Origin of the sequence: Roseibium sp. TrichSKD4, assembly GCF_000148725.1 — a bacterium.
Lineage (GTDB): Bacteria > Pseudomonadota > Alphaproteobacteria > Rhizobiales > Stappiaceae > Roseibium.
Window position 1 is genome coordinate 66,344 of sequence record NZ_GL476319.1, and the last position, 13,567, is coordinate 79,910.

The following is a 13,567-nucleotide window of genomic DNA, read 5'->3' on the forward strand; positions in this document are numbered from 1 at the left end:
CCTAGGTCATCAAGTTTGAGTGCTGTGTAAAACGCGTTGTGATCCCCCAGGACTGCAATGCCCAAACCCCGTCAACGCCTTCTTCGATGGAGAAATAGAAATCCTTCGGCAGCCCGAGCTCAAAGCTCCGCAGCATGTCCGAGAACTGTGCTCGTGTGACAGATATTGTCATGCTCAGCAGTCTCGCTCGATGTTCCTGCTGAAAGTACCCTGCACTACGTCTATCCTTCGCCAACTGCGTAGGCGCGATGATCATTACCGTAGCTGGCCACCGGAAGTCGTCACCGTCCTTCTTGATGGTGGCTGTAAGGATCATGTAGGAAAACTCCACCGTCTGTTTTGGCGGTCCATCCTGTACTTGCTGCCCGAATTGGATGGAACTGATCCCAACGATCTCGCCTGTCCAGTCGCCCGGTTCGATAGCTCGCCGCGACTGTTGCTTGTTCTTCCTGACGGTTTTCTTTCCCATACCAATATTCCGAGCCAATTGTATTTTTTTACAATTTTATCGACCCCGTTAACCTTTTGTCCGGATTAATCCGGAAAAACCGGTCCTGTCGAGTCGCAGGAGGCCGGAATGAATATCAACAACGCACGCTATCTTCTTGATACATCTATAATAAGCGAATTCGCCAAGGACTCGTGCGAGCAGCACGCAGGCCTCCGAAATTGGTTAACTCGCGTTCCGGAACATACCCTGCACGTGCCGTATGGGGCCGCTCTGGAGATCCAGCGGGGCATCGTCCAACTGCGCCGGATAAATCCTTCAAAAGCCCATCACCTGGATCTCTGGTTCGATGATCTGCAATCGAAACTCCCGTTCATCCCAATGTCTCTCGAGGCTGCCCGGATACACGCCGAGATGACATCCGAAAGCGCATTGAAAAATCTCTGGATCAACGATCCACGGACCAAGATCCCCGGGCCCCGCCAGGCTCTGGCTATTGCGGCAACTGCGATAGCTTCAAGATCGTGTTTGGTTACCCGGAACACGTCGGACTACGAACAGATCGATCGCTATTTTTCCCTCCCCGGCCTGATCAATCCGATCGACCACGAACCATCCACATCACCCCATTCAGCAATCACCATCCACTGACAAGAAAAGGAGAACGAAATGACACGCCAGCACGCAATAAATTCGGTCGGGATAGCGGACATAGAAGAGCCGATAATAGCCAGACATCACCGCTCTTTTTTCGACCCAGCAAGGCCGGGCGGCCCTGCTCCGACACTCAGGCTCAATCAGCCGACATTACGGAAAACCCATCGTCATGACATTTCAACAACCTCAAACAGCAACTTGTAATCTCGCCTTCAGCCCTGAAACCCTTACGGTCATTGCTCAAAACCTCAAAGCATTGCAGCCTAACGGTAAGAACGCTTGGCTGGAGCAGTCCGAATTTCCGCTTTTAAGGGACTGGAGCAAGACGCTTCTCCCCTTCCCCGCGATCATCGGTTCTGTTGACACCAAGTCAATTCTCGAACCCGCCTTTGCATTCTCCGAAGATCATTCGATGGCACTTCTTCCGGGCGGCTGGTTTCGGCTGGACGGCCACGTCGACATGCACCTTTCGTCAGATTGGCGAATACGCGGCTGAAGCCCCAAGAACCTATTGCCGGGTTATGCCCGGTTCCCGGCTACGCTGATCATTGGCCCAAGACGGCTTCCAATTCCCTGCATCAAAATTGTCATCGTGCGGAAACGATCCCGCGCGGACAGGATGCGTTTGTCTACGAGAATGCAAATGAAACGTTCAACCCTGACACAAAATGCCAAGAACTCCGTCGGCACTTTGGTCGCCCGAATGGCTGTCCGTAAAGCGCTGCGTCCATTTCCCGAACTCCGGCACCGCAGCGCTTACATTATCGGTGCCAAACTACCCAACGACACTGATACCGACACTTACGAAGATGCTTTGGCACAAGAGTTTCGGTGGGAAATCTCAGATGGCTGGACACGCAATGACTTGCCGAATTTTCACTACTTTATCGAAGAAGAAGCCACGACGAAATACAGGAGAAAAGCACCCTTCGAGGCGTATTCTCTAGCAAGAGATGTGGCAGAGCATCAGCGCTTGATCGGTGTTGATACGCCTGACCATCCAATGAGCGCAGCGTTCCGCAGTGTAGCGGAAGCAATCATCGAAATTCAGCCGGATACCAAGCACATCGTTGCTGCTGTCCTCCTGGCCCGAGGTTTCTCAATCACTGAGAAGCAGGCAGAGGAACTGCGTTCAGACAAGCTTGCCAATCTAACAACCGCCTTTCGAGGGGACCGGTCGCTGGCTAAGGCCCTCCAACTCCTTGAGGCTTTGAGAGAAGCTGAAGCGTCGGACACCACCATTGTCGAAGGTACGAGCAAAGTAGCGTCGCTTCAGAACATGGCTGGATACGGTGCAGCAAGGACTTGGGGACTTGAATTAGCTCGGGACCTTCGAGACTGGAAACGGAAAAAACTATCTTGGGGCGACGTAGATCGCGGTGTTCTTCTCGTTGGCAAACCCGGGACAGGAAAAACTGTCTATGCGCGGGCGCTGGCAGAAACGTGCGGAGCTCATTTTGTTGAGTGTTCACTTTCGAAAATGCAGGGTCTTGGACATCTTGGGGACATGCTGAAGGGCATCGGACGTGCCTTCCAGGAGGCTCGAAATAACTCACCAGCAATCCTGTTCATCGACGAATTCGATGCCGTCGGAAATCGGGCCACCCTTTCATCACATGCGCCTGAATATGCCACCCAAGTCATTACCGGCCTCCTGCAATTGATGGACGGCACGGAAAAACGTGACGGTGTAGTCGTTGTCGCTGCCTGCAACAGTTTGGAGACAATCGACCCTGCATTCCTGAGACCGGGACGGCTTGAGCGTGTCATCGAAATCCCTTTGCCAGATCTCGATGCAAGGAAAGCAATCTTCAGGCAGCACTTCGGGGCTGAACTTCAGGATACCGTGTTGTCAGAAGTAGGTAGGCTCACCGACGGAATGTCAGGTGCAGATTTGGAGCAACTTGCTCGCGGCTGTCGCCGGCACTCTCGGCGCTCGGTGTCGGGGTTGAACGAACTTGATGTGCTGGAAACTCTCAATGACAAATTCAGGAAGGTTCCAGATGCCGAACTACAGCGATACGCCGTCCATGAAGCAGGCCATGTCGTTGCAGCTAATTTGATATACGGAGCCATTGCCGACGAAGTTTCGATCAGAACCCATTTTCCAGCAGACAATATCCGGTTTGTGAACAGCGGAGGGACAACAGTTCTTCCGATACGGATCAAACTCTGCCAGATCAAGGACGACTATCTAAATGAGATTTCTCTGGCGTTTGCTGGGCATGCAGCCGAAAAACTTGTACTCGGATGCGCATCGGATGGTTCGGGGTTGGCAAGTGGTTCGGATCTTCAAAAAGCCACCGTACTTGCCGCCACATTGGTAGCGTCTTCAGGGCTCTCCGGCGCGCTGGCTTATCGGGCTGAAGCGACCGGCAAAGATATGTTGAAACTGGTAAGAAACGATCGTCATTTTAAAAGCGATTGCGACCGAATTTTGCATGACCAGATGGTTCGAATAGAAGCGCTTTTGGCGCAAAACCTCTCTTTACTGGAGCGTGTATCGACAAAACTGCTCAAGAAAAAGAACCTCACATCTCATGACCTCAAGAAGATACTAACGCCCGACGAGAGAGATCGGACATGAGGAATTCCAAGGGGGCAAAAAACAATTTGTCTAAAATGCCGCCGTTGCGTTTTTTGATGCGTTACCTTTGTTTTGCGATCAATTCACAACCGGGCTCGATTTTTTCTCGTGTGACCGGCATAGTCCAGCGATCGCAGCTTGGCCGTCGCATCCCGCACGGTGTGGCTCGACTTCGGCTTCAACCGCCCTCTTCAGGGGGCAAGAAAAGGAGGATGCCGACCATGACTATCATGCAGAAAAATGCGGCGCTCCGGGAAGCCAGTTTCTCTCTCTCCATAGCGCTGGCCTGAGCTAGACACTCCTCAACACGCGCATCAACGTCATTCTGACGCTGGTATCGCATTGTTGAACTGTCGAGCTCTTGTCGGCCACCACCTGAACAATCCCGTTCAGGCGGAACTGGAGATGGGAGACTGCGAACTACAGCCTTCACCCGCATCCTAATCAGCCAATTTTCCCATTCGCAAGAATGGAAATTGGTTGAACCAACACTGCGTAAGGACGCTCTTTGGATCGCCCTTCGCGCCCGAGATCTGCAGATAATACGTTTCCCGGACGTGTAAATCCCAGATCCAACTTTGCCTCCCAAGTCGTCACCGAGCTTCGGAACGACCTGGGAGGCACTCAATGTTCAAACATCACAGGAGAAAGAAATGAACAAAGCACGCCTTAAACTCGAACATCTTTTGAACCGCCGAGCCGGCATTCAAGAAGACTATTCCATTCCGGAAACAACCACCTACATCACTGCATCTTCTCAATCGCGCCGCCGTGAAGCGAATGTTGCTTCCGAGGAATGCGCGATACTGCGGATCTAAACGCCTCCCCTAACCTAGCTCCTAAGACTTTCAAACCGCCGGTCCGATCGACCGGCACACGCAGACCCCCTACGCGATCCGCTGGTTCAACGCGGTCACTCGCAGTCGCCCCAGAATTTAATCGTGAGATTACAGCCGAAAGCGAAGTCGAGCGCCCGGTCAGAAATATCCTTCTATCCCGCCCGGATTTAGAGGGATTACGAGATCAGTGGCCGAAGGTCTCTTACGTTGATTCAGATGGGTATCAGCGCTTCCATACATTCGATTTCTGCGCCCTTTACACAAATGGGTATGCCGAGGCTCTCGCTGTCAGGCCCGCCGACCGAGTGAATTCTCGACCAGAAACTGGCGGTCCGACTCTCACCGAAACTGTGGACCTAATCAACGCTCAAGGTTCACTTGACGGCTTCGCGCATTTTGCTGTGATCGTCACCGATCACGATTTCACACGCGGTGACGTTCACAACGCAAGGTTCGTCCGTCGTGCGCGCCGTTTCCGGAACGAAGAACACGTCCAAGAGGTCTACAAACTGCTTTCCGGGGTCGGACCGCGTGTCATGTTCCACACATTGGTCAAGGGTTCGAAGTACCCGGGGCTTTTGGAACTTGCTGTCTGGAACCTTATTGATGATGGAGTTCTAGTCCCTGAAATTGCCGGTCATGTACTCGACCGGTCCTGGCTGCGTGTCATCTCCAAAGGTTCGGAGGCGGCACAATGAGCGAAACAATCGAAAATTCAGCCACATTCACGCCTCAGAGATATAGCCTGAGCGATCGCGACAGCTATTCCATTGAAGGGATCGAGTGTCGCCTGATTGCCTCTGATGACCACCAGCACGTTTTTAAGCAGCGTTCCGGTGCTTCTGAAATCAGACTGTTTGACCATGTACAATTTTCCGAGGCTCTGATGGATGGCTCCATCATGATCCATAAGAAAAAGACTCTTTCGCGGTCAGCTACGGATTTCAGGCGTAGCAACACTAACTTGCGCGACCTGCCCGCGAAGGAAAAAGAACGGATCCTCTTTTACCGAGGGCTATGCAAATTTTTTGATGCAAAGCGTGTTGAATACGAACAAGGAATTTGCGCCCAAAAAGTCAACCTTGGAGCTACTTGTTTGGAATGGCTGCTTCCGCAGGCAAAGGATGAACTCAGATCGGTTTACAATCAAAAGGGAAGAAGCGGCCAAGCTGAACAGCGTTTCAATCTGAACCTGCCAACCAGCCGTCACTTTGCTCGACTTTATCGAGCCTATCAAAGACATGCTGGAAGCACCGAAGCCTTTGTTCATCAATACCGGAGTCCCAGCACTCGTGCGGGCCGAACCAATCCTGATGAATTACAAATCCGAAACCAATTCGTTTGTGGCTTTGCCTCCCCCAAACGCCCTTCAATGGCGCATCAACGTCGTGAATATGAACGACATATTCGTAAGGAGAACGCAAGGCGTCGAGAGTTAAGTCTCCCAAAACTTAAGCCGGTTTGTCGCAAGACGTTCGAACGGAACATCAGCGAGCTCGACCAATTCAATGTCACCGCGCAACGGCACGGTGAAAAGTATGCCTTAGCAAAGTACCGGTCGAGTGGGATCGGTTTCGATTACATTCAACCACTTGAGCGCGTCGAAATGGACGAATGGAAGCTGGATCTTATCGTGATCCTGACTGACCTCGGTGTCTGGAGCACACTAGCTGAAGAAGAACGTGCGGCGGTCAAGCGAGCTCGGTTATGGGCAACAGTAGCTATTGATGTCGCGACCCGCTGCGTATTGGCGTTCAAAATTCACCTGAAGGATCCCTGCGGTGAGACGGCGCTTGAAACATTGGAGTTGGCACTGACGGACAAGTCAGAAATCGCCGATTTCATCGGTGCCAGTTGTTCCTGGCCTTACCACGGAATGATCGAAACTCTCGTCACCGACAATGGAGCTGCGTTCACTTCGGAAATCTTCGAAACTGGTGCATTGAGTTTGGGTATTGAATTGACACGCCCTAGAGCCGGTGATGCCCGGGCGCGTCCTCACATCGAGCGATCGTTTAAAACCTTCTCACAAACATTTTTAAATGAATATAGCGGACGCACATTCTCAAACGTCCTGGAGAAGGGAGATCGCGATCCGAAAAAGGAAGCCACAATGTTCGCAGATACGATTGCTCGCGGTATCTTACGGCAAGCAATCGATATCTATCATCGTACGGGGCATGAAAATCTAGGCGGCGAATCTCCCAGAAACGCTTGGATGCGACTGACCCACAAGCACGCAGTAGAAGCGGCTCCAGATAGGGATGAGCTTCGCGCTTGTTTGGGCATTGATCAGGAAGGTGTCGTTGGCTCCGAGGGGATTCACTTTCTGGGTCTAAAATTTAACTCTGAATACCTCCAAACGCACCTTTTCGGGGAGACAGTCCCATATCGCGTCAGCCGGCTCGATATTTCAACGATTTCAGTCTGGAACGATAAACTCAATGAGTGGGTTGACGTGAAGGCAACAGTCGCGCCACCACCCGATATGAGCATCTACGAATGGACGATCATCGCGGGTCGTCATGAGGCGGAACATGGCGCAAATGTAGCACTTGATATTGCTGAAGCCGATAAGGCTGCCCAAGACGTTAAGCAGGACGCTCGAGTTGCTGAGCTCCGCGCCGGCATCAACCCGCTTCATGATCGCGGTAAGGACCGTAAATGGCTGGAAAGGCTAAACAACCAGCGTTTCTCAAGCCTTAGGGTGATTGAAGGGGAAACTGCCCCAAAAAAGACGATCGATCTTTCTTCACCCAGGGGGAAAGAAGGCGAAACGTACGAACGCCCAGTGCATTGGGTGGAGGCTGACCCAGTCCAGCAGCCAATCCGATATCAAAGGCAAGAAGAAGAAGACGTTTCAATCGAGTCTGAAAAAAGTTCAGCCAATTTCGAAGATCCAGTCGCCGAAACGGGGTCTGACGACGATGCCAGCGACATTAGTTTTGAGTAGGAGAAGCAATATGGCCTCATCAGCTACCGACACCCGTTCATCGTCACAGGCGGAGAACCTAAATCGTGCGCTCGCGCATCTCAGAAACCAAATGTCACCAGAGTCGTTGGCGCGAGCCGATCGGATCGCAAAGATCAACTCCAGATATGTGGTGAGAAGCCAAGACAAAGAACTCGAGAAAGTGATTGAGGGAATGATCGAGGCTCAAGCTGCCTTCGGACAATCCGGGTATGCCGCCAGCGAGGCCCACAAACAGCGAGCGGTTTTCGTAATCGGCGAGTCTGGTTCGGGAAAATCGACGGCTGTTCGACGTATGTTTAGCCTTCAGCGCACCTTCCAGCCATATGTTGATGATTTTGGTCAAAGGATCATGCCGGCGGTCTCCTTGGAAGCACCGGAGCCCTTTACTATGAAGTTGCTCGCGAGAGACGGCCTTGAGGCCATTGGTTATCCAATCGAGCGCGATCGCCAAGAAAACCAGATGTGGGATCTATTCCGCGATCAAATCAGGGAACGATGTGTATTTTGGCTCCATATCGATGAGATGCAGCACGCTATTCGCAGCACAAAAAGATCGGAAATTCAGAAAGCTGCGGATGTCGTCAAAAGCTTGCTTCAGATGTCCGACTGGCCATTAAATGCGATTTTTTCCGGCGTTCCCAGCCTTGCTCAGTTCCTACAGCATGAAGATAGGCAGCTGAAAAACAGGGCTAAAGTCATTCGTTTTGAACCACTCCGTCCCGGTACCGACACCGTGAGACTGCGAAAGGTTATTGAAGGTGTGATCTGTATTCACGCTGAAATGGAAGTCGAAGATGTCGTTTTGACCGAGCCGTTCGCAAACCGCGTCATGCATGCAACGAACTATGCGTTTGGAACCGCGATCCAGTTTGTCCGAGAAGTGATTTTCGAAATTCTTCGCGACGAGCGGGAAAAAGTTGAAGCTCGCGACTTCGTGCAGGCCTATTCAAACTTTACCGGATGCAAGCCAGACGCAAACATTTTCACTGCGAGCGACTGGAAGAACATTAATCCTGGAAACGCTCTCAAAGACTACCTTATTGCCGCTCAGAAGCATGAACAGGATGCTTGGCGTACAACACAGTATCGGAGCCGCAAATGAGCCTGCTCACTCGAACTATTGTTTCTCGGTCCGGCGAAACGCCACGCAGCGTGCTCTCTCGATTGGCGGCAGCGAATGGAATCCCAAGCGCCCGTGCATTTGCCAAAGACATGAAACTGGACTTGAAAGCCATTGAGAAAGCGGATTCGGCCAACCTCAAACGATTATCGGAGTATTCCGGAGTGCCACTCAGTGCGCTTGAATCAAATTCGATCCGCACGACCAAAAATGGTGTGTTCCTGGGACGAGAATTGATCTCAAGGAAGGTTACCGCGAAAACATTATTTAGGATCTGCCCACACTGCCTTGTCGAAGATATGCTTAGAGGTCCTGAAAGAAAACCTGAAGCACGGGCTTGGCTCCGATCAATCTGGTCAGTGTCCCAAGTCCGCACCTGTCACGTCCACCAAAATCTTTTGGTGTCTCTCGATACCGGGATCGATCAGTCAATCCGAACTGATGTTGCCGCCATCATGAAATGTCGGAGTGATGAGGTACAAAGGCTGGCTACCGCAGGACGACCGCTCCCTCCCTCCCCACTTGAAAATTACACCGCCAAACGTCTGGCGGGCCAGGAAGACAATTCAGACCTTCTGGGCAAGCTGCCATTCTATTTGGCAGTTCGGCTCTGCGAAATGGTTGGGGCGACACTGACTGTTGGTCGCAAGTTCACCTGGAATGGTTTTCGGGAGGAACAGCGCGTCAGAGCTGGGGCAACGGGTTATGAGTTCATTTCCGAGGGCAAAGAGGCTTTCTTAAAGTTCTTGGAGCTTCATTATGCCGACTGGTCACGCATTAGGGCACTCGGCGCGAAAGGGCTTGCAGCCAGCTTCTTTTCTTGGCTTCAGGACGGCAGGAAGAACCCGGACATGGAACCTCTCCGTGAGATGGTTCGTTCCCATGCGATCGGGCACTTGCCGCTTGGACCAGGAGATGAGTTTCTAGGGACCATCACTGAGCCAAGGAGGGTACATTCGGTCTACTCCGCACATAAGGATTTTGGCATCCATCCCAAGCGATTGAAAAAGCTCCTGCATCAGAACGGTCTCATTTCCGAAGAACAAACGACACTCAGCGATCTGCGTATCCTATTCGGTGCCGAAGAAGCCCTTCCTCTTCTTCAGGACGCCGCTGAAGAAATGACAGGGAGCAACGCCCGGGACTATCTCGGCATGACGCGGACTCAATGGGAGCAAGTCCAGGCTGGAGGTTTCATCAAACCCTTGTTGGGCGATGGTGCCGGCACACGGCTGTCGCACTCAAAGGCACGCCTCCAAAGGTTTCTCGAAAGCGTTCGGTATGAGAAAGGTTCCGGCGGAGAACTCGTCCCCCTTTCCCGTTGTATCAAACTGGCTTCCTGTGGCTATGCAGATGTCATCCGCCTAATTCAGGAGGATCAGCTGGAGCGTGTTGCGGTCGATCCTGAGCAGGTTGGTTTCGCGGGTGTGCTCGTGGATGCCACAGAAGTCGCCGGTAAAGTTCCGAGAAAAGCGCTCCCGGGTATGACGGCAAGACAGGTTGCGGAAAGGCTTGGGTTCATTGTCGACACCGCCCATGCACTCATCAGAAACGGTGATCTACCGTCAACCCTCCATCAAGAATATGCCGACGGCCGTCGTGAGGCCCGACTTGTTCAGCCAAACGATGCGGACGCATTCGCAGATCAACACATTTCCCTGAAGGAACTCTCGACGAAAATCGGCGCCGAGCACTGGCCCAGACGCGCCGGTAAGTTGATGGCGGATATGGGCGTAAAACCGGTATTCACACTAGAGAGCCACCGAACTGTCATCTTCCGCCGGACCGAAGCTCTGTCTGCTCTAAGCCGGAGCGGACATGTAATCTGACACCCAATCATCATACCGAACTGAGGTCACAAGAGTTCGACCAGATTCGAGCATGAAATTTACAATATCTCTGCCTTCTTATCCCACCCCGCCACCGTGCGGGGTTTTCTTTTGTCTGCGATCCGGAAGTAACTGATCTTCTGAGGACATAGCCTATGTCGCCCCAGAGACATGGCTTGTGTCGCCATAGAGACATTGATTTGACCATCAGAGTGAAAAGATCAATAAATTCAATGACCCTTCGCAATTTAGGGACAAAACTAAGTCGCCTTTACACACTCCTGACGCGTCAGCCATTCTCGCTCTGCGTCAGCACAAATTGCTCAAACGGCGCTCGAAAACAGCTCAACCGCCAATCGACTGCTGAAATAGGCGGTTATGGCCAACGAAACAAAGAACCCGCCCATCGGAAACGATTGGGCGGGTTTTTCTCGCGCATTCGGACTAATATCTACGGTTAGACTTCAAAAAATCCGTTGGCGTCCGGAGTCGTTCAAAATTCCAAAACAGCAATTCCTGAAAGTAATCCTTTCAGAGGCGACATAGGTAACCGACGCTTCAAAGATACATGGGGAATGAAATTGGACGTACTTTATTTCTACAAGGAACGCACCCGTTTCATTCGACAGTTTTACGACACGGCTGCGACCCCATTTCAAACAACCATGAAGGCCATTGAGGGCGGATTGCCACCTTTTATAACCCACCTTTTAAAGACGATGGCGAACCGGCTTATTTGGTTGAGTGGATGGAGGCTTCTGAGGCTCTTGAAGTGCTGGATCGGACATGTTTGTCGATGCTTTCGCCTTCGCTTCAGCTGTATTTCAGAACTTGGGAAAGAGAGCTCGGCGTAAAATGGGAGGAAGGCGAGCGAAGGGAGCTTTTCAAGAATGGCTTTCTCGAAGGCTACTTGACCTGCTTTGAGCAGGTTCTGTGCTCCGTCAGCGCTTAATGGACAAATTGGTTTGATTTCGTAAGGGGGTGATTTTGGCTCATCATTGCTAACTCAGGAGCAAATGATGAGACGAAAGAAGGACCGAGTGACCGACGATGCGGATTGGATCGTAAAAGACATCAAACGCCAGACCCGCCGTCGGTTTTCCGCTGAAGAGAAGATCCGCATAGTGGTTTCTGGTCTTCGAGGCGAAGACAGCATTGCAGAACTTTGCCGCCAGGAAGGTATCGCCCAGAGCCAGTATTATTCCTGGTCCAAGGACTTCATGGAAGCGGGCAAGAAACGGCTTGCTGGGGACGCAGCTCGTGAAGCCAGTTCTGATGAAGTAATACCAAACGTCAGATGAAGTGACTCATATTTGGGCTTCCGGTTTTGTTGCGAATATGATTCCAGATGGCAAACGATGGGAGTTTGCCATGGGAGCCGCGATACCGCTTCGAGATGACTTTGACGGTTGTACCCTTCGCCGGTTGGCGAGGGTGTGCCGGGACGCCAAACAGACCCGTCGCCTTTTGTCATTGGCGGTGATCTATGATGGGGGGAGCCGTTCGGACGCAGCTCATATTGGCGGAGTGACGCTCCAAATCATTCGCGATTGGGTGCTGCGTTTCAATGCTTCTGGTCCCAATGGTCTGAAGGATACGCCCAAGTCAGGTCGCCCCTCAAAACTTGACGAGCAGCAGCGTCGTGCGTTGATCGAGATTGTCGAACGAGGCCCGTATCCATCGGTGGATGCAGTGGTACGTTGGCGCTTGAAGGATCTCGCTGCGTGGATCCTGTCTGAATTTGGCATTGTCGTTGACGAGCGTACCGTATCGCGGGAGCTGAAGAATGCGGGTTATCGGCGTCTGACGGCCCGGCCGCAGCATCCGGCGCAAAACGAGTTTGCCGTCGAGGATTTTAAAAAAGCTTCCCAGCCGAACTGGCGGAAATCGGCAATCAGCTTGAAAGCGGCACCCCGATAGAGGTTTGGTTTCAGGACGAGGCGCGTGTGGGTCAAAAGACCAAGATCACAAGGCGATGGGCAAAACGCGGGACAAGGCCGCGGGCCCCCAAGGATCAGCGGACAAAGTCAGCATGGATATTTGGGGCCATCTGCCCGGAACGGGGTGTCGGTGCTGCGCTCGTCCTTCCCAAGTGCAACATCATGGCCATGCAAATGCATCTTCAGGAAATCTCGTCGCAAGTCGCTCCGGGAGCCCACGCCGTTGTCATCCTTGACCAGGCTGGCTGGCACACATCTGGCAAACTCGACATTCCCAACAACATTACCCTTCTCCCATTGCCACCGAGGTCTCCCGAATTGAACCCGGTCGAGAACCTATGGCAGTTCATCAGGGATAACTGGCTGTCAAACCGGGTCTTCAAATCCTACGAACAAATCATCGATATCTGTTGCCGCGCATGGAACAGGTTAATTGAACAACCATGGACCATCATGTCCATCGGAATGCGAGATTGGGCCCATCGGTTCTGAATTTTGACGGTTGGTATAAAGTCTCTTCGCAAAGAGACGAGGGACTTGAAGGAAGTGGTTGCAGAACAGGCTCTGGAACTTCGCCTTCTCAAAAAAAGCATGATCGGGGATGGGGTCGACGACGAATGAGATATCCCGCCTCCGAGAAACTTGAAATCATTCGACTGGTGGAGCAGTCCCATCTTCCAGTCAGACAGACGCTGGATCGGCTGGGTATTCCAAGGTCAACCTTCTACGTCTGGTATGACAAATATCAAACCGGTGGCATAGATGCCTTGCAGGACACGGCCCCCATGCCTGCACGGGTCTGGAACCGGAACCCCGATGATATCCGCCAACAGGTCATTGATCTGGCCCTGGAAGAACCGGAACTCTCACCTCGGGAGCTGGCTGTCCAGTTTACGGACACAAAGCAGTACTTCGTGTCTGAGGCCAGTGTTTACCGGTTGCTGAAAGCCCATGACCTCATCACCAGTCCGGCCTTTATCGTGGTCAAGGCAGCTGACGAGTTCAAGAACAAGACCACAGCGCCCAATGAGCTGTGGCAGACAGACTTCACCTATCTGAAGGTTATTGGCTGGGGTTGGTTTTACCTGTCAACAATCCTTGATGATTACAGCCGCTATGTCATCGCGTGGAAGCTGTGTACGACGATGTTGGCCAGTGATGTCACGGATACGT

At 52.2% G+C, this 13,567-nt stretch carries 11 protein-coding genes and 2 pseudogenes; 12 read left to right on the top strand and 1 reads right to left on the bottom strand.

Translation table 11 applies throughout. The features are described 5' to 3' along the window. Position 1: 1 nt before the first annotated feature. Positions 2 to 469, bottom strand: a complete 468-nt coding sequence (locus TRICHSKD4_RS16635; RefSeq protein ID WP_009468042.1) for a hypothetical protein — start codon at positions 467 to 469, stop codon at positions 2 to 4. A gap of 108 nt (positions 470 to 577) precedes the next feature. On the opposite strand from TRICHSKD4_RS16635, the gene TRICHSKD4_RS16640 reads away from it, so the two are divergent. The 12 genes and pseudogenes from TRICHSKD4_RS16640 to TRICHSKD4_RS16700 form a co-directional block, all read left to right on the top strand. After that, positions 578 to 1,099 (top strand): type II toxin-antitoxin system VapC family toxin, encoded by a 522-nt coding sequence (locus tag TRICHSKD4_RS16640; protein WP_139052184.1) that lies wholly within the window; start codon positions 578 to 580, stop codon positions 1,097 to 1,099. Between the two features lie 175 nt (positions 1,100 to 1,274). Then, the gene (locus tag TRICHSKD4_RS16645) at positions 1,275 to 1,601 is read left to right on the top strand and encodes a hypothetical protein (RefSeq protein WP_009468044.1); all 327 of its coding nucleotides are present in this window, start codon (positions 1,275 to 1,277) and stop codon (positions 1,599 to 1,601) included. A 147-nt stretch (positions 1,602 to 1,748) separates the two neighbouring features. Then, positions 1,749 to 3,692, top strand: a complete 1,944-nt coding sequence (locus TRICHSKD4_RS16650; RefSeq protein WP_009468045.1) for an AAA family ATPase — start codon at positions 1,749 to 1,751, stop codon at positions 3,690 to 3,692. After that, positions 3,689 to 3,982, top strand: coding sequence for a hypothetical protein (locus TRICHSKD4_RS30325; RefSeq protein WP_139052186.1), 294 nt, complete (start codon positions 3,689 to 3,691; stop codon positions 3,980 to 3,982). The genes TRICHSKD4_RS16650 and TRICHSKD4_RS30325 overlap by 4 nt, the downstream gene beginning before the upstream one ends. Before the next feature lie 363 nt (positions 3,983 to 4,345). Then, a complete protein-coding gene (locus TRICHSKD4_RS30865) occupies positions 4,346 to 4,510 on the top strand; it encodes a hypothetical protein (RefSeq protein WP_009468048.1) in 165 nt (54 codons plus the stop codon). A gap of 326 nt (positions 4,511 to 4,836) precedes the next feature. Next, positions 4,837 to 5,229, top strand: coding sequence for a hypothetical protein (locus tag TRICHSKD4_RS16660; RefSeq protein ID WP_009468049.1), 393 nt, complete (start codon positions 4,837 to 4,839; stop codon positions 5,227 to 5,229). Further along, complete coding sequence (locus TRICHSKD4_RS28315; RefSeq protein WP_009468050.1) at positions 5,226 to 7,484, top strand: DDE-type integrase/transposase/recombinase; 2,259 nt, start codon at positions 5,226 to 5,228, stop codon at positions 7,482 to 7,484. Before TRICHSKD4_RS16660 ends, TRICHSKD4_RS28315 begins: the two co-directional genes overlap by 4 nt. Continuing rightward, a complete protein-coding gene (locus TRICHSKD4_RS16670) occupies positions 7,459 to 8,607 on the top strand; it encodes an ATP-binding protein (RefSeq protein ID WP_083782820.1) in 1,149 nt (382 codons plus the stop codon). Before TRICHSKD4_RS28315 ends, TRICHSKD4_RS16670 begins: the two co-directional genes overlap by 26 nt. Beyond that, positions 8,604 to 10,454: a TniQ family protein gene (locus tag TRICHSKD4_RS16675; protein ID WP_009468052.1), complete on the top strand. Its 1,851-nt coding sequence runs from the start codon at positions 8,604 to 8,606 to the stop codon at positions 10,452 to 10,454. The genes TRICHSKD4_RS16670 and TRICHSKD4_RS16675 overlap by 4 nt, the downstream gene beginning before the upstream one ends. A gap of 1,019 nt (positions 10,455 to 11,473) precedes the next feature. Then, positions 11,474 to 11,737, top strand: a pseudogene (locus tag TRICHSKD4_RS16685) (transposase); the annotation flags it as partial. 88 nt (positions 11,738 to 11,825) lie between these two features. Next, positions 11,826 to 12,886, top strand: a protein-coding gene (locus tag TRICHSKD4_RS29485) for an IS630 family transposase (protein ID WP_085979595.1) whose coding sequence is annotated in 2 segments (ribosomal slippage) — positions 11,826 to 12,318 and positions 12,318 to 12,886 — 1,062 coding nt in all. Because the reading frame shifts where the segments join, the coding sequence is not laid out codon by codon here. A 15-nt stretch (positions 12,887 to 12,901) separates the two neighbouring features. Beyond that, positions 12,902 to 13,567, top strand: a pseudogene (locus TRICHSKD4_RS16700) (helix-turn-helix domain-containing protein); the annotation flags it as partial.